This is a genomic window from Acetobacterium carbinolicum (assembly GCF_047456275.1).
In the GTDB taxonomy this organism is placed as follows: domain Bacteria; phylum Bacillota; class Clostridia; order Eubacteriales; family Eubacteriaceae; genus Acetobacterium; species Acetobacterium carbinolicum.
On the sequence record NZ_CP173357.1, the window covers coordinates 2101046 to 2122677 of the forward strand.

At 45.7% G+C, this 21632-nt stretch carries 19 protein-coding genes; 2 read left to right on the forward strand and 17 right to left on the reverse strand.

Going from position 1 to position 21632, the window contains the following annotated elements:
- Window positions 1-200: 200 nt before the first annotated feature.
- The 3 genes from ACIZ62_RS09765 to ACIZ62_RS09775 form a co-directional block, all read right to left on the reverse strand.
- Window positions 201-1409 (reverse strand): EAL and HDOD domain-containing protein, encoded by a 1209-nt coding sequence (locus ACIZ62_RS09765; protein ID WP_111886846.1) that lies wholly within the window; start codon window positions 1407-1409, stop codon window positions 201-203.
- A gap of 181 nt (window positions 1410-1590) precedes the next feature.
- On the reverse strand, window positions 1591-2217 hold the full coding sequence (locus tag ACIZ62_RS09770) for a toxin-antitoxin system YwqK family antitoxin (RefSeq protein WP_414150047.1): 627 nt from the start codon (window positions 2215-2217) through the stop codon (window positions 1591-1593).
- A gap of 91 nt (window positions 2218-2308) precedes the next feature.
- Window positions 2309-3790: a hypothetical protein gene (locus ACIZ62_RS09775; protein WP_414150048.1), complete on the reverse strand. Its 1482-nt coding sequence runs from the start codon at window positions 3788-3790 to the stop codon at window positions 2309-2311.
- Between the two features lie 443 nt (window positions 3791-4233).
- On the opposite strand from ACIZ62_RS09775, the gene ACIZ62_RS09780 reads away from it, so the two are divergent.
- Complete coding sequence (locus tag ACIZ62_RS09780) at window positions 4234-7311, forward strand: methyl-accepting chemotaxis protein (protein WP_414150049.1); 3078 nt, start codon at window positions 4234-4236, stop codon at window positions 7309-7311.
- Window positions 7312-7461: 150 nt separating this feature from the next.
- Window positions 7462-7860 carry a bacteriohemerythrin gene (locus tag ACIZ62_RS09785; protein ID WP_414150050.1) on the forward strand — a complete coding sequence of 133 codons (399 nt, stop codon included), beginning with the start codon at window positions 7462-7464 and terminating at the stop codon, window positions 7858-7860.
- A 249-nt stretch (window positions 7861-8109) separates the two neighbouring features.
- Here ACIZ62_RS09785 and ACIZ62_RS09790 read toward each other — a convergent pair whose 3' ends face one another.
- The 14 genes from ACIZ62_RS09790 to rsgA form a co-directional block, all read right to left on the reverse strand.
- Window positions 8110-8649: a hypothetical protein gene (locus tag ACIZ62_RS09790; RefSeq protein ID WP_111886841.1), complete on the reverse strand. Its 540-nt coding sequence runs from the start codon at window positions 8647-8649 to the stop codon at window positions 8110-8112.
- A gap of 192 nt (window positions 8650-8841) precedes the next feature.
- Window positions 8842-9225, reverse strand: coding sequence for a dihydroxyacetone kinase phosphoryl donor subunit DhaM (gene dhaM, locus ACIZ62_RS09795; protein WP_414150051.1), 384 nt, complete (start codon window positions 9223-9225; stop codon window positions 8842-8844).
- A gap of 3 nt (window positions 9226-9228) precedes the next feature.
- Window positions 9229-9867 (reverse strand): dihydroxyacetone kinase subunit DhaL, encoded by a 639-nt coding sequence (gene dhaL, locus ACIZ62_RS09800; RefSeq protein ID WP_111886839.1) that lies wholly within the window; start codon window positions 9865-9867, stop codon window positions 9229-9231.
- Between the two features lie 169 nt (window positions 9868-10036).
- Window positions 10037-11032, reverse strand: coding sequence for a dihydroxyacetone kinase subunit DhaK (gene dhaK, locus ACIZ62_RS09805; RefSeq protein ID WP_414150052.1), 996 nt, complete (start codon window positions 11030-11032; stop codon window positions 10037-10039).
- 314 nt (window positions 11033-11346) lie between these two features.
- On the reverse strand, window positions 11347-12150 hold the full coding sequence (trpA, locus tag ACIZ62_RS09810; protein WP_414150053.1) for a tryptophan synthase subunit alpha: 804 nt from the start codon (window positions 12148-12150) through the stop codon (window positions 11347-11349).
- A complete protein-coding gene (gene trpB / locus ACIZ62_RS09815; RefSeq protein ID WP_111886836.1) occupies window positions 12143-13327 on the reverse strand; it encodes a tryptophan synthase subunit beta in 1185 nt (394 codons plus the stop codon). Before trpB ends, trpA begins: the two co-directional genes overlap by 8 nt.
- A 203-nt stretch (window positions 13328-13530) precedes the next feature.
- Window positions 13531-14190, reverse strand: a complete 660-nt coding sequence (locus ACIZ62_RS09820) for a phosphoribosylanthranilate isomerase (protein WP_242988580.1) — start codon at window positions 14188-14190, stop codon at window positions 13531-13533.
- Between the two features lie 158 nt (window positions 14191-14348).
- On the reverse strand, window positions 14349-15131 hold the full coding sequence (gene trpC / locus ACIZ62_RS09825) for an indole-3-glycerol phosphate synthase TrpC (RefSeq protein ID WP_111886834.1): 783 nt from the start codon (window positions 15129-15131) through the stop codon (window positions 14349-14351).
- Window positions 15128-16156, reverse strand: a complete 1029-nt coding sequence (gene trpD, locus ACIZ62_RS09830) for an anthranilate phosphoribosyltransferase (RefSeq protein ID WP_111886833.1) — start codon at window positions 16154-16156, stop codon at window positions 15128-15130. Before trpD ends, trpC begins: the two co-directional genes overlap by 4 nt.
- Window positions 16149-16730 (reverse strand): anthranilate synthase component II, encoded by a 582-nt coding sequence (locus ACIZ62_RS09835; protein WP_111886832.1) that lies wholly within the window; start codon window positions 16728-16730, stop codon window positions 16149-16151. The genes trpD and ACIZ62_RS09835 overlap by 8 nt, the downstream gene beginning before the upstream one ends.
- The gene (trpE, locus tag ACIZ62_RS09840) at window positions 16730-18193 is read right to left on the reverse strand and encodes an anthranilate synthase component I (protein ID WP_111886831.1); all 1464 of its coding nucleotides are present in this window, start codon (window positions 18191-18193) and stop codon (window positions 16730-16732) included. The genes ACIZ62_RS09835 and trpE overlap by 1 nt, the downstream gene beginning before the upstream one ends.
- Window positions 18194-18856: 663 nt before the next feature.
- Window positions 18857-19327 (reverse strand): GNAT family N-acetyltransferase, encoded by a 471-nt coding sequence (locus ACIZ62_RS09845; RefSeq protein ID WP_111886830.1) that lies wholly within the window; start codon window positions 19325-19327, stop codon window positions 18857-18859.
- Between the two features lie 44 nt (window positions 19328-19371).
- A complete protein-coding gene (locus ACIZ62_RS09850; RefSeq protein WP_111886829.1) occupies window positions 19372-20208 on the reverse strand; it encodes a lipase family protein in 837 nt (278 codons plus the stop codon).
- Between the two features lie 42 nt (window positions 20209-20250).
- On the reverse strand, window positions 20251-21327 hold the full coding sequence (gene rsgA / locus ACIZ62_RS09855; RefSeq protein ID WP_111886828.1) for a ribosome small subunit-dependent GTPase A: 1077 nt from the start codon (window positions 21325-21327) through the stop codon (window positions 20251-20253).
- Window positions 21328-21632: the final 305 nt, after the last annotated feature.

Genomic DNA, 21632 nt, shown 5'->3' on the forward strand with positions numbered 1-21632 from the left:
CAGCTCCCGTTCGGTTTGATTTTAAAACTTTACTAAAGTTCTTACTTCCTAAGTCTCCACTAAAAACAAGATGTGGCATTTCGTGTGCCAACATATTTTTTTCTTGCTCGATCAGGGCTTCTGATTACATAAAAAAAGATAGTCTCCTCAGTTTAACTGATGAACTATCCAAATTTGATATTACCTATTTTTAGCCGATGCTAAGCGATATTACCAATGACGTTATTTGCCCATTTGATCGACTCCCGGTAGTCGTGGTAAATAAAGTAATCTTCGATTTTTAGAGCCCGAGCTATGGTTTCAACCAGAGACCAATCACCTTTTTCATAGGCCAGTATTAATTGATGAATTGGAAAAAGGATCCCCTGTTTCTTTACCAGTGCATCAAAAATGGACTCTGGGAGTGTGATCTCTGCCAGAACCATATCCATGGGCTGATCCAAAATGGCGTCCAATACACTGAACAGCCCCATCAAAGCCGCATCATGCTCCTGCTCAATCATCCCAGCTCTTTTAGCCAGAGACTCAGCAAAACGTGTGCGAATCAGCGATAGTTTGATGAGTTCAGTAGGTTTATCCTTACTTACTTCATGGATCATTAAGATACTGATCCAACGTTCGAATTCTCTTAGACCGATATAACTCAAGGCAAATTTAATGCTACAAATTGATTCACTACCAGCCCGGAAACTGGCTAACCTGAGCAATCGATAGGTCAGGGTTACATCCTGTTCAATAAGATCCGCCAACCGATCAAAAGAGGGTTCATCGGCATTGATTTCGGTCATCAGTTGAAGGTATTGAATCTGCGATGGGGTAGCCTGGAAGGAGCGCCCAGCTATCCGGGGTTTACTGAAGAAATAGCCTTGAAACAAGGAAAAACCCATCTCTTTGGCTTTAATGAATTCATCCTGGGTTTCCACTTTTTCGGCTAATAATGTTTTTCCCTGGGCCAGGCCAGCTGGAACATCATTGGCAATGGTATCCAGAGGTGTTACCATAATATCGTACTTAATAATATCCGCCAAAGGGGTCAGGGGGTAGCTTTGATAAGTTTGGGCAAAATCATCAAGGGCGATGCTATAACCCATGTTTTTAATGTCTACCAAACGCTCAATCAGATTTACACTGACTTCGATATTTTCCAGCATTTCTACAATCATCCGATCCGGCTTGATCAGTTCGACAGCCTCTGAATGAATGAAGATCTCATCAAAATTGATAAAAGCGATTTTGTCTTCAATGAGATTTTCAAGGCCTGATTCAAATAAACCGGTGATGACCATGGCGGTTGCACCTTGAGAAGATACCCCACCAAATTGAGTGGATTGGCTGTTAAGCCGAAATAAAAGCTCATATCCGAATACTTCAAGTTGAGCATTAAAAATCGGTTGTCTGGCAATAAACATATTCTCCCCCTTTTAAAGCGGAGGTTCCGCTTCACAGCTAAAATAGGCATATTTTAGTGAGTAGTATTTAGTTTATCATAACACAAGCGGTGCGGATTAACAAGCAAATCGAATCGTACTAATTGAAATAACTGAATCCATCGATTAAAATCGAGCACTGATAGTGCCTTGATTACCGGGTTTATTTTCCAGGCTTTCCGTAAGCAAATTTGCCTTTAAAAATCAATCGGCCATTACGATCATAAGAACGCCCTTCCCCATGCCAGACCCCATTGACAAACTCCCCCTCATATTTGAGCTGTCCATTATCGTAATACTCTTTGCAATGTCCGTTAGGCACCGAGGGATCTTTACTATTAACTTGATTGCTAGGGAGCCGGGCAAAGTTGCCTTCGCATTTGAGTTTACCATTGGCGTCAAAAATGCGCCCCTGACCGGAGGCATAACCATTGGCAAAATTTCCGATATACTTGAGTTTGCCGTTTTCTTCATACAGTTTACCCTGACCGGAGGCCAGACCGTTGACAAAATTGCCTTCATATTTCAGAATACCGTTTTCGTAATATTCCTTGCCTGATCCCACCTGGATGGTATTTACAAAAAAACCAACGGAGGCCAGCCGATTGTTGATAAAACGCTGGCCGGTAAAGCGATTCCCCTGATAATAACCGATAATGTAACCATCTTTACAGGGGATTCTTATCTGAGGCTGCTGGCCATTCGCCTGGCTATTGTTTTGGGATGTTAGATAGAGCCAGAAGCCGACACCGACGATGACCACCAGAACAAGAAAAACAATGCCACCCATACCTACCTCACTTTGTACTTATTGATAGTTATATTATAAACCCATTCGCGGTGGCACCACAAGTCTTTCTATTAAATTAGAAATGCCGAGTTTAATCACAGATCGCCTTCAATTCGTAGTTCCGAATCAGTTTATCCATTTCAGCAAGGGCTTTTTCAGTAGGAAGAACGTAGTCACTGTCTGGTAAATTGGTAAAAAAATCTTTAAATGCTGTAACGATGCAAGGTTGCCGAAGCTCAATCGTCTTATAGACAACCCGGCCATCAATTTTATAATGCAAAATCAAACGCTGACAGCTGGCGCTTTCATAGATAAATTCCGGTGCTGAATTTAGAAACAGTTTATCGTCATCGATGGCAAAAAGAAGCCGTCGATTGTTAAAGAGATCATCGCGAACCTGTTTTAATGTAGTGAGTCGTTCAATCGGTGTTAAGGGATGATAGATCTCCTCAGGAAAAACAAGACTTCCATCTTCCATAAACCGCCGTAAATTTTTCAGTGAAAAAATATTGAGCATTCCCCGGCTTACTTGCCTGAAATAATTATAATAACGATCTACCGCCTCAAGTAAATCTTCATAATATGGAAATTCTTTATTGAGTTTAATCTTAAGCATTTGTCTATCAGCGTAATAAGCAAAACAAGGCAGTGGCTCAACAACTACCTCTACCTTAAAACTCCGATCCAAATCAAAGACCTGAAAGAGATCATTACTCTCCAGAATAAAAGGCTGCGTATCCTCAAGCATTTGCTCAAAACAGTTTAAATAGAGCTTATGAAAGCCAGGGTCCTGGTATCGCACGGCCTGGGTCAAATTCCGGGAAATGGTGATAACCGCTCTTGAAGTTAAAATAAAGTGCGGGAACAGAGCACTAATCTCCTGACCATTGTTCTCTTTCTTTAATTGATGAACATAACAATGCGATTGATAATTGACATTATCCAGCAGTGTCAATGCAATCAAATGCTTCAACGCTCCTAAAATCGGATCAGCCTCGATATCGTCGGCTTCACGATGCAGGCTCAGTACATCCTGAAGCCGTAATTGCTTATTATTCCCCAACATCTGCTGAAATAAATAATCGTATACCGCCTGGAAGCCATAGGGGATAACCAGTTTTATCATTGACTCGGTTTCCTCAGACAGTTCCCGATCAATACTTTGTTCAATCAGGCTCAGTACTTGTTTTTCTCCGGAAACGATCTGCATCGATTTAACCAGATTCTCTGAATTTGCAGCAAACCTTTTGGGACTGAGCTCCTTCGAAAAGGGAATCTTATATTCGGTCAACTCAGAAATAGTTTCGATGAGTTCAATAATTTTTTGACGATTGGCATAGGTCCCTTCCCCCACCTTAGCGATTTCCAGCAGTGATTCCAGTTCCGCTTCTTCAACCGATGAAAGCCGCAGGACCCGGGTCAATTTCTTAAAAAAAGCCCGCGTAGGCAAACGTTCCCCAGATTTAATCCGCTGCAAGGTGGTACGGTTGATGTTTCCCATTTTCGCCAATGACTGAATGGTTTCACCGCTTACACTAATATATTCTGCTATTTTCTGAATAAATACTGACATAATACCTCCCCTATTATTTTATATTGCTTGTTATTATTATTTTCTCTTAAAGACTTATATTCAATTATGTCTTTGAATACTCATTTAATCTTAAATGATCATAATCTTTTTATTGTTTTCTTACAAGTGTAATATTTTGTGATGTTACCGATCGATAATATTATCACTCAAGATTCACATTAGTTTATTTGACTTTTTGAAAGTTAGTAATTCATTTTTATTTATTTTTGTGATTTTCTTAACACTATCACTGGTAAATTGTTAGGTGAATCGATATAATAGGTAATGTTGCTGACACATTGCTTAGTATTTTTATACCTACGCAAAACCAATAGCAAGCACAATAAAAGGATTCAACCTATGTTGTGTGACAATCAAAATTGATTGAACATAGTGTTGAAAATCTCAAAGAAATGGTTTAAAAAAACAGAAAGAGGTTCACCATGAAAGAAAAAAAACAGTCCCCCATTGACACTCAACCGATTTTAAACGCGACTATTGCCGTAGGTAAAGACAGGCAAATCATTAAAAAACACCTGTCCACCAAACTGTTGGGATTCACCCTGGCAATTCTGGCCATCGCGGTCATCGCCCTTGGCGTGGTTTCATATAATATGGGCTCAAAAGCCCTTCTGGAACAGGCCAATAGCGATGCCCAAAAATATACCAATGAAGGTGCCGCACACGTGGCTGCTATCATCGCCGGAAATCTGGAAACCCTCACAGAAGTCAGTAAACGCAATGGTATTGCTTCAATGGATTATGCCACCCAGGTGGCAGCCATCGATAGTGATATCGAGACATTAGGGTATGAGGACCTGGCCGTAATGAATATGGACGGTCATGCCAAATACCTCATCAGTGGCGGTGAATTTGACTCCTGGGGCGAATTCTGGTATGAAAATGGATTCACGGGAGAAAATGCCATCTCAGATGTTGCCATCAGTAAGGTGACCAAAGCCCCCTGTGTCTTTGAGGTTGCCCCCATCAAAAAAAACGGACAGGTCATTGGGCTATTGGTTGGCCGCCGTTCCCCGACCTTCTTAAAAGTAACCACCAACGCCATGGGTGATGGTGACCGTCAATACGGCTTTGTCGTCAACAATGAGGGCGGCTTCATGGCCCATCCCAATGATGAGGTTATTTTAAACCAGACCAATGTCTTTAATGAAATTGACAATGAGGGTGTTTGGAAAAATTTCGGGCTGGCTTTTAAAGAACTTGGTGCCGGACAAACCGGAATGCTCACATACGTCTTAAATGGTGATACTAAAATCGGCGCCACGGCGCCGATCTCGGGCACCAACTGGAACCTGATCATTGCTCAATATGAAAGTGATGTGCTGGCACCGATGGTTCATTTACGCAATATCACAATGTTAATTTCTCTGCTAGTGTTAATTCTCGGTGCCACGGCGGCCTGGTATCTGGCTAAAAAAATTACTAAACCGATTGTTGATTTAACCTCTCTCGCCAATCAGATGGCTCTGGGCGATGTAGATCTCGAAATCGCTGCTACCAGCGAAGACGAAATTGGCGCACTGATGAATTCTTTCGCCACCATCATTGCCAACCGCAAAGACCAGGCCAAGGCTGCCCAATGTTTATCAAGAGGTGACTTCTCCGTAGAAATCATCCCCCAATCCGATCAGGATGTGCTGGCCTACGCCCTGATCGACATGGTAGCAGAAATGAATAAGGTCAACGCGGGAATCAAAAAAATAGGCACGGCTGCCCAGGATGGACAACTTAATTACCGGGGTAATACCACCGAGTACACTGGTGCTTTCAAGGATATGATTATTAGCCTCAACAACATGATTAACACCTTTGTTAAACCACTTAAGGTAGCCAGCAAGGCCATTGAGCGAATTGGTAACGGGGTTATTCCACCCGCCATCACGACCGAATACAAGGGTGATTTTAATGCGCTCAAAACTAACATCAATGCCTGTATCGACGGGTTGGGTGCATTAACAGAAGGAAATCAGGTGCTGGCAATGCTTTGTGCCAATGATCTGTCCCAGAAAATTGAAGGCAGTTATCAGGGTATTTACCAGGAAATTGGCGAATCGATTAACGGAGTTCACACCCAGATGGTTCACATTGTCGAAATTGCCAACAACATTGCCGCCGGAAACCTCTGTGATCTGGACAATCTTAGAGCTATTGGACAGCGTAGCGACAACGATACTCTGGTGCCCAGTTTTATTTCGATGATCGAAAGCATTGCCCTGCTGGTAGCAGAAACCCAGACGATGACCCGGATCGCCGTTTCTGGCGATCTGACCAACCGCGGCAATGTGTCTAAATTCCAGGGCGAATACGCCAAGGTGGTTGAAGGTTTCAATCAGACCCTGGATGTGGTTATTGAACCCATTAATGCTGCCTCGGCGACGCTCCGGGAACTGTCCCAGGGCAATCTCCACACCGCCATGACAGGCGACTTTAAGGGCCAGCATGGCCAAATTAAAGAAGATATGAATCAGACCATTGCCTTCCTGAAAGAATATGTTGAAGAAATCACCCACACTCTGGAAGAAATTGGCCAAGGGAACTTGAATCAGGAAATTACCACCACATATCTGGGCGATTTCCAGAATATTAAAGCCGCTCTCAATCGTATAACCGCCAGCCTCAGCACAACCATGTTTGACATTAACAATGCTGCCGGACAGGTTGAAAGCGGCGCGCGTCAGATTTCTGACGGTGGTCAGGCCCTGGCACATGGTGCTACGGAACAAGCCAGTGCCATTGAGGAACTCACCGCTTCGATTGAGGAGGTGACCCAGGAAACCAAGCAAAATGCAATCAGGGCCAATGAAGCCAACCAACGCTCCATTGAAGTTCGTAACAACGCCGAAATCGGGAATGTCCGAATGAACAGCATGGTCACTGCCATGGTAGATATCAATGACTCATCCCAAAATATTTCAAAAATCATCAAGGTGATTGATGACATTGCCTTCCAGACCAATATTCTGGCTCTGAATGCGGCGGTAGAAGCCGCTCGAGCCGGACAACACGGTAAAGGCTTTGCGGTAGTCGCCGAAGAAGTCCGCACCTTGGCCGCCCGCTCGGCCGAAGCCGCCAAAGAAACCACCGGGTTGATTGAAGGCTCCATCGACAAGGTTTCAATCGGTTCAAAAATTGCCGATGAAACAGCTGAAAGCCTGTCCCAAATCCTTTCTGATATTGAAAAGGTCACTGCCCTGGTAGGGAACATAACCCAGGCATCCAACGATCAGGCCACGGAAATCGCTCAGATTACACAGGGGATTGAACAGGTTTCTCAGGTGGTTCAAACCAACTCAGCCACCGCTGAAGAGAGCGCAGCCGCCAGCGAGGAACTCTCCGGGCAGGCCGAAATGCTCAAACAAATGGTTGGTGCATTTACCATTAAAACTAAAAAAATCGATTTTTCCTCAGAAGGGATCAGGAAAACTTCGCAATCTACTGCTTCACTATCAATACCTCAAATTGAGCTGGATGAGTGGACAATGGATAATGACAAATATTAAGATCGTCAGCTTTGTTTTCTTAATAGTAGTGATAATCTAACTAAAACCAATTTACTTTAGAAGCACTCTTGATTTTCTAGTTCAACAGGGTTATAATTTTTACAGGTAAATTTTTATTGCATTTAATTTTTACACCCAGGAGGATTTAATATGGCTATTGTATGGACTCAGGATTTATCTGTCGGTGTCGCCAGTATTGATGGGCAGCATCAACAATTATTTAAAATGGCCGATGAACTTTTTGAAGCCGGTAAAAACGGTAAATCCAAAGAAGTAGTCGGTGAGCTACTGAATTTCTTGGATACTTATACCAAACAACATTTCAGTGATGAGGAAGCCTACATGAAAAGCATCAATTACCCGGGACTGGCTGATCAGCAGACTGCTCACAAAAACTTCATAGCAGAACTAGCCAAACTAAAAAGCGCATATGATACATCGGGCGGTAATATCTCGGTGATCATCAATGCTAATCAGATGGTTGTTGACTGGCTGACCAAACATATTTCCGTCATGGATAAGAAAATTGGCGTTCACACCAAAGCATAATCTAAAAAGAGCGGGAAGATGATTGTTAACAATCATCCTCTCGCTCTTTTACTATGGATACATTCTTTTTATAATCTAATTGGTCTAAGTAAGGTAAATAAATTCCCTATATTTTCGCTTAGATCGTAGTCTGTTACACATTTAACTTTTTCAAGTCAATTTAGCTGTAATTAAAAAAGAAGCAGTCCGCTGGATGATAGAGATCCGGGCTTTCGCTTCTTTTCAGGTTTATGCTTGTCAACCAAAGCATTAGAATATACTGTTTGTGGCTTTTTTCCCGGACTGGCCCATCACCGGTTTTTTGTTCTGGGGCTCAGCGGCATCATTGTCGTTTTGTCTCCTTTTCACTTCAGTATTATAAGCAGCCACAGTAATCTTTCCCGATAAAACCAGACCCTTTAATTGAGAGTTGGTGTATCCACCCAGCTGATTCCCGTTAACCTTTTCTTCTTCTTTTTCGTCTATATCAGCGGTTTGGCTCTTGGCTTCCTTTTTTTCAGAGTTCTCTTCTTCGTTCTCGTTGGGTATCCGTGACGGTTTTTGATCAACGATAGAATTACGTTGGTCGGTATCGCTGTTGATGGTCGAATTTTCACTCTTCATCCGAGACCCCACATATTCCCGGCTGAGCTCCATGGTATCGTATTTATAATAAGAATTGGCTTCAGCAGCAGCGTTCTGACCGTTAATGCTATCTGCTGTAGGCTTAACAGTAACCGCTTCAATTTTTTTTGAAAGTGTGGGCGCTGAACCTTGAAGTTCAACTGCATTTAAAGTGATTGGATCCATCGTTTTTCTCCTTTCAAAGGAATATGACTTCCGACAATTAAATAGTGAAGAAAACTATTTAAACCGTTCGCTACATTTTAGATATTATATCACAAGTTATTCTTAATTTCATTACATTTTTTTCTTTTCGTTATTTGTACTTATAGTAAAAAAACCCGGTCTCCCGGGTTTTTTCTATGAAACCAATTGGTTTCAGAACTTTTTATAAGATTTTGCTCCTGCCAACACTTCGATGACTTCATCAAATGATGAGCCGATAGAAGCCTCCACAGAACTAAAGATTGTACCTTCGACAATCGGTGCATCAATAATCTTTACCTGACTGCTATCTTCCAGCATTTCTATGGCCATTTCCGAACTCATCACGGCACTGCCGAGATCAACCAGAATTACCACACCATCACCTTCCTGAACAGCTTCGATGCCAGCCAATATTTTAGAAACGTCGGTACCAATGCTACCATCTTCCATTCCCCCAGCAGCAGCTATTTTAGCTTCTGGCGCCATTTGTCTGGCCAGTTCTACTGCTCCTTCGGCGACTTTCTGACTATGAGAAACAACTACAATTCCGACCATAAGTTAAACACCCACCTTTTCTGCCACTTCTTTAATGGCTTGAAAGGCATATGCCATTGATGTTGCCCCAGGATCCTGATGCCCAATACTCCGTTCTCCCAGATAGCTGGCCCGTCCTTTGGTGGCAATGATTGTTTTCGTGTATTCAACTCCGTCCCAAGCCGCGGCTTCAGCGGCAACCAGAGCCTCGGTCATCGTTTTGCCGTCAGCAATACTGGCTTTAATGGCATTGATAGCGGGAATCATACTATCGAGGATGGTTTTTTCACCTTCGACTGCTTTTCCTCTAAACTGGATGCCACCGACAGCTTCATCCAGTGCCAGAATAATATCCTCATCGGACAATTCTTCTTTACCTTTGACAGCCGCCCCGGCTTTCATAAAAGCGGTGCCGTAAAGTGGTCCGGAAGCTCCGCCAACGGTGGAGACCAGGGTCATCCCCACAGTTTTTAAGATATCGTCAATATTTTTTTCGTAAACAGTCGGTAATTTTTCCATCACCGCTTTAAATCCCCGACTCATGTTAATCCCATGATCGCCATCACCGATTGCCTGATCAAAATCGGTCAATTCTTGTCGATGTTCTGCCATTTTATCCGCATAAACCCGGATAAAATCCAGTACTTCTGCCTTTGTTGCCATTTCTTTCCTCGTTTCTATGTTCTTCTCAATTAGTTCTCTAAAACCTTTATCTTAACACCAAACTAAGTACCGATAATTGTTACATCATCTTGTACGCATCGGAGCGAACAACAGATTAACAATTGGTCGGTACGTTAGCGAAGTACTTACCAAATTGTAGCGCGAAATTTTAGTACATTTTAAAACCGATGGTATCAGCTTGAGCCAGTAATAAATCTTTTAGTTCGGCATCTAATTTTAATAAGGTAATCGATGCGCCAGCCATGTCGATGGAGGTCATGTAGTCACCCACAAAAGTCTTAAATACTTTAACGCCTTTGTCCGCTAAAATTTGTTGAACTCGACGGTTTAAGATATATAGTTCCATTGGTGGGGTTGCTCCGGCACCATTGATCATGACGGCGACTTCGTCACCGGCTTTAGGATCCATATCTTTTAAAATTCGTTCCATCAGATAATCAACAATTTCATCAGCTGTCTGGATTGGTTTTCGTTCGGTTCCCGGTTCACCGTGGATTCCGATACCCAGTTCCATTTCATCTTCTGATAATTCAAAACCCGGTTTTCCTGCCGCTGGAACAGTACAAGGTTTCAAAGCGACACCCATGGTGCGAACGTTAGCAATAACCTTTAGTGCCGTGGCTTTGACTTCCTCCAGGCTAGCACCAGCTTCAGCTTTTGCACCGGCGATTTTATGAACAAAAACAGTTCCGGCAACACCGCGACGTCCGGTTGTATAAAGACTATCTTCAACAGCAACATCATCATTGGTAACCACGTTGGCCACTTTGATGCCTTCAGCTTCAGCCAGTTCGGCAGCCATTTCGAAGTTCATGATATCACCAGTGTAATTCTTGATAACTAATAATACACCTTCACCGGCATCAACTGCTTTGATCGCTTCAAATACCTGGTCTGGTGTGGGAGAAGTAAATACAGATCCTGCGACAGCACCGTCAAGCATTCCTTTTCCGACAAATCCGCCATGAGAGGGTTCATGTCCACTGCCGCCGCCGCTTACCAAAGCAACCTTGCCAACTTTTTTGTCAGCACGAATCAGCACATCAAAACCTTCTACTCGAGCTACGTATTCAGGATGGGCCAGAACGATACCTTCAAGCATTTCATTTTCCACATTTTCTACATCATTAATAAATTTTTTCATAAGACGTCCTCCTACAAACATTATTAGTACTCTAACCATACTATAACACGTTTTTACCCATTTTGAATGTAAAAAAACGATATCAATTGATTTTTTTTGGACGGAATCAACTGATACATGAAAAATATTGAAGGAAACCTGCAAAAATTCGTTACATCAATAGGATTCCGGTTGAAAATAAAAATTTTGTGTTAATCTTTTGTAAACTTTGTGCGGATAATAGGGATTGAATGCTGGTTAACGCTATATTTAAACCATTACGTTATCTTGCTGTACCGACCAATTGTCGGTACTAGCTTTACTGCCGATACACCCTAAACCAGCGCCGCCTTCATCTTGCGGACGTAGTCAGACAGTGGGTCGGTGGCGGCGGCGCCGTGCTCGGCGATGATCCGGACGATGGCGCTGCCGACGATGACACCATCGGCGAGCTGCGAAATCACTGCAGCCTGTTCTGGAGTGGCGATTCCAAAGCCCACCGCCACCGGGGTCTTGGTTACCTGGCGGATGTCGGCAATAATGGCGGCCAGATCGGTTTTAATCTCGCTGCGTACCCCGGTAACGCCCATCGATGACACCAGATAGATAAAACCGGTGGCATCGACGGCCAACATCTGAATCCGATCCTGGGAGGTCGGAGCAATCAGGGTGATGACGTCCAGCCCGTGGTTTTTAGCGGTCTCTCGAACCTCCCTCTTTTCTTCAAAGGGCAGATCTGGAATAATGACCCCATTGATTCCCACTTTTTCACAAGCGGTAAAAAACGTTTCGGTCCCATAAACAAATATAGGATTCATATAGGTTAAAAAGACCAATGGAATTGATGTTTTCTCCCGAACACGCTTAACCATCGCAAAGATCTTATCGGTGGTGGTGCCGATGCTTAGCGCCCGTTCGTTGGCCGCTTCAATCACCGGCCCTTCAGCGATGGGGTCCGAAAAAGGAATCCCGATTTCAATCAGATCGGCCCCGGCGGCGGCCATCGCCAGAATAAATTCCTCGGTTTTAGCAAGGCTCGGATCGCCAGCCGTTAAAAAGGCAATAAAGGCTTTCTGGTCTGCAAAAATTTGTGAAATTTTATTTGCTTTGATTTTATTTGCTTCTATTATATTACTCATAGATATTTTCCCCCTTGTAGCGGGCAATCGCCGCCACATCCTTGTCGCCCCGGCCGGAAACATTGACGATAATGATTTCGTCTTTACTCATCGTCGGTGCCAGCACCATTGCATAAGCAATCGCATGGGCCGATTCAATGGCCGGAATAATCCCCTCAGTCCGAGACAGATAGAAAAAGGCGGCGACAGCTTCATCATCAGTGATCGGCACATACTCAGCCCGTTTGGTGTCATGGAGATTAGCATGCTCCGGCCCAATGCCCGGATAGTCGAGCCCCGCCGAAATCGAGTAAACCGGGGCGATCTGGCCGTATTCATCCTGACAAAAATAGGATTTCATGCCGTGGAAGATCCCCAGACTGCCATTGGCAATAGTGGCCGCATGGAGGGCGGTATCGACCCCTTTGCCCGCCGCTTCACAGCCGATCAGCCGCACTTCGGCGTCGGGAATAAAGTTATAGAAGGCGCCGATGGCATTACTGCCGCCGCCGACACAGGCGATTACAGCACTGGGCAGTTTGCCTTCCTTTTTTAGAATCTGCGCCCGGGCTTCTTTGCTGATGACACTCTGAAAATCGCGAACCATTTCCGGGAAGGGATGCGGCCCCATCACCGAACCGAGGACGTAGTGGGTATCGTCCACCCGGGTTGTCCATTCCCGAAAAGTTTCGTTAACAGCATCCTTTAAGGTCATCGTGCCGGAGGTAACTACATGGACCATGGCACCCAACAGCTCCATCCGAAAGACGTTGAGAGCCTGGCGGTCAGTGTCTTCTTTACCCATAAAGATTTCACATTCAAAGCCCATCAAAGCGGCGGCAGTGGCGGTAGCCACCCCATGTTGACCGGCACCAGTTTCGGCAATCAGCCGGGTTTTCCCCATTTTCTTGGCCAGCAGTGCCTGACCCAGAACGTTGTTAATCTTATGGGAGCCGGTATGGTTTAGATCTTCACGCTTGAGATAGATCTTGGCACCACCCAGATCGGTGGTCATTTTCTTCGCATAATACAACCGCGAAGGCCGACCGGCGTATTCATTTAACAGTTCGGTTAACTCAGCCTGAAAAGCCGGATCGTTTTTATAGTGTTCATAAGCTTTTTCCACTTCAATAATGGCATTCATCAGGGTTTCTGGTGTGTACTGCCCCCCGTGGATCCCGTATTTTCCTTTACTCATTTTCTTTCTCCTTTTTATATCAAATCTCCATGCTTTTATTAAACTGCATCGTCTATCCTCGGTTTGTAGGGGCGATTCGCAATCGCCCGGACGCTGTTGCTGTTAAGATAAACGCATGGCATAAGATCTACGCTTGCGGGCGGTCAATGACCGCCGCTACGGAATAATGCGTTACGACAGTGTATTTATTCCAGTAGTTTTTATTAACCGCGAATTTTTCTGATCATTTCGACAATCTCAATAATCTTGTCCCGGTCTTTCTTACCAGCGGTTTCGACGCCGCTGCTTAAGTCGACACAGTAGGGATTGACCTGGTTGATGGCGGCGGCGATGTTGCTGCGGTTGAGGCCGCCGGCCAGAAAGAAATCGCCGCTGGTTCCGGCCAGCAGATCCCAGTTGAAGGCCGCCCCGGAACCGCCGTATTGGGAAGGATCGTAGGTGTCAAAGAGCCGGTAATCGGCGGTGCTGGCCCGGATGTCGACCGGGTTGCTGATCCGCAACGCCCGGATTACCGGCACACCGGTTTGGGTTTGCAGCAACCGGACGGTGGCTTCCTCCTCATCCCCATGCAGCTGGATGATGTCGATAATGCCCTGCTCGGCCAGCGCAATGATCTCGGCCACCGGGTGGTTGACAAAAACCCCCACCGCGGCAATGCCGGGATCAAGCGCTTGTTTTAGGACTCGCGCCGTTGCCATATCGACCTGACGCCTGCTGGTGGCAAAGACAAAGCCAATATAATCCGGCCGGGCCGCGTTCACCGCCGCAATATCTTCTAAGCGGGATAACCCGCAGATTTTTATTTTTGTCATGGTTAACTCCTCGCTCTTAATTCCATCCGGCGCCAATTTTATAATAAACATTTGCCATAAAATCGACGTTCCGGGCGGGTACTACCCGCCCCTACAACCTAACACATCACATTGGTGTATACTATTTAAACGGCACCGTCTATCATCAATTCGTAGGGGCGATCCGTGATGACCAAGGGGTCAGACCCTCGCCCTCACCACCGCCGCAGCTACCCCCGTAGCTTGTCCAGTTCCTGTTTCTTATCCCCACTACGCATCAACGTTTCGCCAATCAGTACCGCATTCGTCCCATTTTTCCGCAGTTTCGCGATGTCTTCCGGAGTCCGTATCCCACTTTCCGAAACAAACTGGATTTCTGGCGGCACCAGCTTGCGCAAGCGGATGCTGTTTTGGAGATCCACTTCAAAGGTTTTAAGATTGCGGTTGTTGACCCCAATGATCCGGGCGCCGGCGGCCAGGGCTTGCTTAACTTCTGCTTCATCGTGGGCTTCGACCAGCGCCGACAGCCCCAGCGCATCAGCAATACCTAGATAGTCCTTAATCTGCGCGGTGGTGAGAATTGAACAGATCAGTAAAATCGCATCGGCGCCGATCAGGCGGGCTTCATAAATCTGGATGGCATCAATAATAAAATCTTTACGCAGCACCGGAATGCTTACCTGTTCTTTGATTTCGGTCAGATAAGCACTCGTGCCCTGAAAAAATTCCGGTTCAGTCAGCACTGAAATGGCATCGGCTCCGGCAGCCTGATAGTCCCGGGCAATCTTAAGATAAGGGAAATCTGGCGCAATCACGCCTTTGGACGGCGAAGCTTTTTTGACCTCGCAGATAAAAGCAATTTCTCCAGCGGCTGACTTTCTGGCCAGGGCTTTTTCAAAAGCAAAGGGCGTTTCCGAGCGTTTGGCCTGACTTTTTAGCAGCGCCAGAGTGGTTGTTTCTTTAAGCGCCGCCACCCGTTTAGTGGTGGAGGCCACAATTTGATCCAATATCATGCCAGCACCTCGATGGTAATCTCATTGCTGCGCTTAACGAATTCATCCAGTTTAGCCTTAGCCTTGCCGGAATCGATAATCTCCTCGGCCATTTTGACGCAATCCCGGAGGGTGATATCGTTGTGGGACATATACAGGCAGAAGGCCGAATTCAGCACCACCACATCCCGCTTTGGTCCTTTTTCGCCGTTTAAGATATTCAGGGTGATGACAGCATTTTCTTCCTTTTCGCCGCCGATCAAATCCGATAATTCACAGCGTTTTAGTCCCAATTGTTCCGGGGTGATAAAAAAGCTGTTGATCTTGCCATTGGCAATTTCGCAGATGGTGGTGGTGTCAGTCAGGGTAATCTCGTCCAGGCCGTCGTGACCGTGAACCACCATCCCCCGTTTGACCTTTAATTTGTTCAGAACATTGGCCAGTGGCTCGACCAGGTTTTCGTCATAAACGCCCAGCAACTGCATATTGGCGCCAGCCGGGTTGGCCAGCGGACCGAGAATATTAAAAATCGTCCGGATCCCCAGTTCTTTGCGGACCGGCCCGGCGTATTTCATCGAGGTATGATAAGTCGGGGCAAACATAAAGCAGATCCCCAACTCATCCAGAATTACGGCACTTTTCTCCGCCGACAATTCAATATTCACGCCCAAAGCTTCTAGCAGATCGGCCGAACCGCATTTGCTGGAGACGCTGCGGTTGCCGTGCTTGGCTACCGGCACTCCACCAGCAGCAATCACCAGTGCCGCCACGGTCGAAATATTAAAGGTCGACACCTCATCGCCGCCGGTACCAACAATATCCAGTACATCGGTTTTCGGGAGGATCTTAGTGCATTTGTCCCGCATCACCATCGCACAGGCGGTAATCTCATCGATGGTTTCGCCCTTCATCCGCATCGCCGTCAGAAACGAGGCGATCTGGGCGTTAGTAGCCTGGCCGTTCATAATCTGATCCATGACCTCGCGGGTGCGCTCCAGGGACAGATCCTTGCCGTTGACAATATCGTATATCGCTGCTTTAATCATTTTCGTTTCCTATCTTTAAAAAGTTCTCAATCATCGTGTGGCCCGAATCGGTGAGGATCGATTCGGGATGGAACTGCACCCCGTAAACATCATAATTGCGATGCTTCACCGCCATCACCTCACCATCGTCATCCTCGGCGATAATCAGCAGCTCATCCGGCAGACTGCTGCGCTCGGCACTGAGGGAATGATAGCGGCCGGCTACAATAATCGGCGGCAGACCCCGAAAGATCGGACTGCCGTTGGCAATATGGACGTTGCTGCTTTTGCCGTGCATCAGAGTACTGGCATAGGTGATGGTACCGCCAAAAACCTCACAGATCGCCTGATGACCCAGGCAGACCCCCAGAATCGGGGTTTTGTCTTTGAAAGTGTCGATCACCTCTTCGCAGATCCCCGCCTCCGCCGGTCGTCCCGGCCCCGGTGAGACAATGATATGATCCGGTTTTAAAGCAATAATTTCGGCCAAACTCAGTTCATCATTTTTAATCACCCGGATATCGGGATTGATCATTCCCACATATTGATACAGGTTATAGGAAAAACTGTCGTAATTGTCAATCAGTAAAATCATTATTCCACCTCCTGGGCTCGTTCGAGGGCTTCAAACATCGCTCTGGCCTTGTTTTGGGATTCATTAAATTCGTTTTCTGGGATGCTGTCAGCGACAATTCCGGCTCCGGCAGAGACATAAACCTTGTCGTTTTTGCGAACCGCCATCCGAATCGCAATGCACATATCCATATTGCCGGAAAAATCGATATAGCCGACCGCCCCGCCGTAAACGCCACGCTTCTGGCCTTCCAGAGCATTGATGATTTCGATCGCCCGTTTTTTCGGCGCTCCGGACAGGGTTCCCGCCGGCAATACCGCCCCGAGGGCATCGAGCTGATCCAGCCCGGCTTTAAGGGTGCCGGTGACAGTGGAAGAAATGTGTGAAACATGGGAATAACGGACGACCTCCTGGTAGGTTGTCACCGCAACTGAGCCAAACTCACTAACCTTGCCGAGATCGTTGCGACCCAGATCGACCAGCATATTGTGTTCACTGAGCTCCTTTTCGTCCTTGAGCAACTCGGCGATAAAGGCCTCGTCCTCTTCCGGTGTCTCGCCGCGGGGACAGGTGCCAGCAATCGGAAAAGTTGCCAGCCGCGAATTTTTCAGCGACACCAGGGTTTCCGGCGATGCCCCGGCGACCTGAATCGCGTCAAAGTCGATATAAAACATGTACGGCGAGGGATTAACCGTTCGCAGCACCCGATAGGCCGACAGCAGATCGCCCTCAAAGTCAGCTTCCAGCCGGTTGGAAATGACGGCCTGGAAAATATCGCCCTGAACAATATGCTCCCGAGTTTTTTTTACCATCTCGCAATAGTATTCTTTGCTAAACAGCGAGCGATACTTTGATGTCACCTGACCCCGAAACGCCACGGTGCTGTTTCCGCTTTTTATCAACGCTTCAATTTCCTTAAGTACAATCACCCCGTCAATATAGTTTTGCTCAAAGTTATCGGTTTTAATATTGACAATCACCACAATTTTCTGGCGCAGATGATCATAGGCGATGACCTTATCAAAAAGCATCAGATTCATGTCATCAAAATTTTCGGCATTAGCATTTGTAAGCACCAGGTTGGTTTCGGTGTATTTAACAAAATCATAGGAGATATAGCCGACAAAGCCGCCGGTAAACACCGGCATAAAATCCAGCTTGGGGCTTTTCCACTGGGCCAGAATTTCCCGCAGCACCGTCCGTGGGTCATCGGCGAGAATGTCCTTGATTTTGCCATTTTTAACCACCACTTCGCCATCCAGACAGCTCACCGTCAGGGTCGGATCAAAACCCAAAAAGGAATACCGCCCCCATTTTTCGCCGCCCTCCACACTTTCTAACAAGTAACACATTTTGCCGGTTCCTTTTAAAACTTTAAGCACCTCAATCGGTGTCTTAATATCTGAAAACAGCTCCAGACTAATCGGGATGCTCTGATAATCCCCACAATACCCTCTGGCCTCTTCCATCGATGGTTTAATCATAATCGTATCCTTTCGTAAAGAAAAATTTATCTCGTAATCCAGTTTTTAGTTCTTATGAAACTTTGTTAATTAGCTGCTTAAAAGTGATGAGCAAAAACTAAAATCCCACCACTACCCAGTACCGACAATTATTACATCATGTTGTACGCATCGGGGCGAACACGGCGAAGCCTGTCCGATCCCGCAGCGAACAACAGATTAATAATTGGTCGGTACGTCAGTGACGAGTTAACCTTCCAATCAGTGCCCACACCTATTTATACGTTTTTTAAGTAATAAAAAACGCTCGTCCTTGATTAATAAAAATTAATCAAGGACGAGCGCAAAAAATTTAAGCCCGCGGTACCACCTTCATTTACAGAGAAAAATCCCTGTACACTCTGCAGGATACAAACATATCCCTCGCAACTGACGTATGCGTCACGTCGCAGAATACTCAGAAATACACATTTCCTTTGACTGCGCCCTCAGTGGTCCATTTGATGATCTGCGTTGTGCGAGGCTCTCAGCCTTCCCCGCTCTCTGTAACTGCACGATACACCGTTATCTCCACGTCAACGGTTTGATTGAACGATTAAATTAGATAAAGCTTAATCGATATTGCGGTTTTTGTCAAATTATTTTTTTATGACAACGCAATCATTAAGAAAATTCCAGGACCACTTAACAAACTGTCAGCTTCATCGGTACAAACCGAATCCCTTTGTTAACCTGTTCCGTAGCGGTTGCCTCAAAACCGAAACGACGGTAAACTTCCACCGCATAAGGAGATGAATTGACCGTCATTACAAAGAATTTTCCCGGTAGCTGGCTTTTTAAATCCGCCAGCACTGTGTCAAATAAAGCCCGGGCAATGCCCTGGTGGTGATGGTTCTTATCGACAAACATAAGTGAAACATGAAAACGATCCCGGGTGCCAATGACCCCGATGATCCGGTTGTCTTCATAGAAACCCCACAGTTTCTTATGGCCGCTTTCCAAATCCTCAGCCATTTCTTCCAACTTATAGTCCAAATAATCGGTAAAGGTCTGGCGCCCTTCTTCGGTGTAGCCATCGGCAATAAATTCATGAAATACCTGATTGGCCAGATCTATTGCTGCTTCCAAATCTATATTTTCAATTTTTTTTATCATTTAAACCTCTCCTGGGATGTCAACTGGGATTACTTGGCAAATCCCTAATTGTTTTTCATCGAATCCGCCAATTCCTTCAAATTTATCGGTTCCGGACAAAAGCCTGGACTACTGCTGCGCAGAGCATTCATATAATTAATATCCTGCTCTCCCAGCTTCTGGAAATAACAGTTGATCCGGTGATTCAAAAACAGGTTGTCCATCTGAAAACCAATCGGAACCGAAGCGTTCACGTGTTCATAGAACAACCCGGCTTCAGTGAAAGGAGCCGGATACTCGGCGGCTGGCAGGGTTGGGATAAAATCATGGACATTAAATATCCGATAACTGTTTTTGACGTGGGCGTTGTAAGTACCGACAAAATCCCGATCACCGGGCCGACCTGCCGCAATGGTATAAACAATCGCTTCTTTACGGGCAGTATTAACAGCAAAATCCAGCGCCGCCATAATCGACAGATCACCCCCCAGACTGTGACCAGTGATGTAGAGTTTTTTAGTGTCAGGCAATTGACTGATCTGCTCTATCACTTCCTCCCTAAGCGACTGATAAACCCGGGTGATGCCTCGATGGCTAGACCCGGCATTTTTTACATAGGGAAAGGGAATCTGAAAAAGATCCAAATCCGAATCCAGATTGGGGGTTGAATCGGTCCCCCGAAAAGCCAGTACAAGCCGATCTTCTGACTCAGCAATAAAGCCAAAATTTTCTTCCGTTTTTTCCGTCACCCCGGTCTTACCGTTAAATGAATACCTAAGCTCAAAACCGGCTGGCAGTGCCAGCTGCTGCTGATCAAAAAAAGGGTAGGTCTGATAACTAAAACCAGCCATTAAAATGGCATCCTGTTTACTGTAAGATTCCGGCAGATTTTGTTGCTTCATCTTATTTCTCCTTTGAATTAAAAATTGTGACCTAATCGTTATTTAGCGTTTGTTTTTATTTTTTGCCTGACGCATGATCTGTTTCATTTCGCCTTTACTGCCAAACATTTTTTTAATTTTTTCGGCTTCCAGCTGACGTGAATTGAGTCCTTCGTAGTCCATTTCTTTTTGCAACTTGCGATAGTTTTCAAACCGTTTTTCCGAGAGGTTTTTCGATTCAATGGCAGCTCGGACCGCACAACCCGGTTCGCCGCTGTGGCGACAGTCTCCAAAGCGGCATTGCTTGGCCAGTGCCTCAATATCCTCAAAGGACTTGGAAAGATTCGCCTTTTCGAGATGGAGTTCCCGCATCCCTGGGGTATCTATGACCACGCCACCGCCGGGCAATAGCAGAAGTTGACGATGGGTGGTGGTGTGCCTGCCCCGATCATCATTTCTCAGGCCTTTGGTTTCGAGCACTTCTGCCCCCATCAGATGATTGATAATGGTGGATTTACCCACCCCGGACGATCCCAGAAAGACGCTCGTTTTTCCCACCGACAGATAGGCTGCAATCTCGTCATAACCACGGTTGCCCTCACTGGAGCAAACCACCACATCAGTTCCTACCCGGACAGCAGAAATTTCGCCTAGACGCGACGGTAAATCATCGCATAGGTCCGCTTTCGTCAGGACAATCACTGGCCTGGCCTGACTACTCCAGGCAATTGATAAATAGCGTTCCAGCCGGCGCAGATTAAAATCATTGTTTAACGACATGCAAATAAAAACCAGATCAAAATTGGCAGCGACAATCTGAACTCCATTTCCCGTTCCGGCCGCTTTTCGTTCAAACAAGCTGGTGCGACTTAATACCTGATGGATCACCGCATTGCCCGAACCTTCCTCGGTCCGATCAATCATCACCCAATCGCCAACCACTGGAAAGCTGGTATTGTCTTCAGTCTTAAACACAAATTTCCCGGACACCTCAGCCAGCAATTCGCCGTTTTCAGTGATCACCTTATACAGTTCCCGATGTTGCTCCGTCACCCTGGCTACGAACAAGTCACTGTACAAACTCGCTTCCTGTTTAAGGTGCTGATTCAATCCGTAATTTTCTAAATCTATTTTATTCATTTTTTTCCTCCAAATTTAGTATTTTGACCGTTTGGAGGGCTAAAGGCTTAGTATCGTTCTTTGCCCTCCGGCGTCACGACACTATCCATTTTTCTAATATTTTTCATAAATTCTCCACTCTACTTTAAATTCGTAATTTCAGCCTATTAAAGAGCATATCCTAATACCAATAATTGTTCGCATGTTGTACGCATTAAGGCGAACGCGGCGGTAGCCTGTCCGATCTTGTGGCGAACACCAGATTAACAATTGGTCGGTATGATAGTTTATTAATATCCTGTACTATTATTGTAAATGATTCTTTT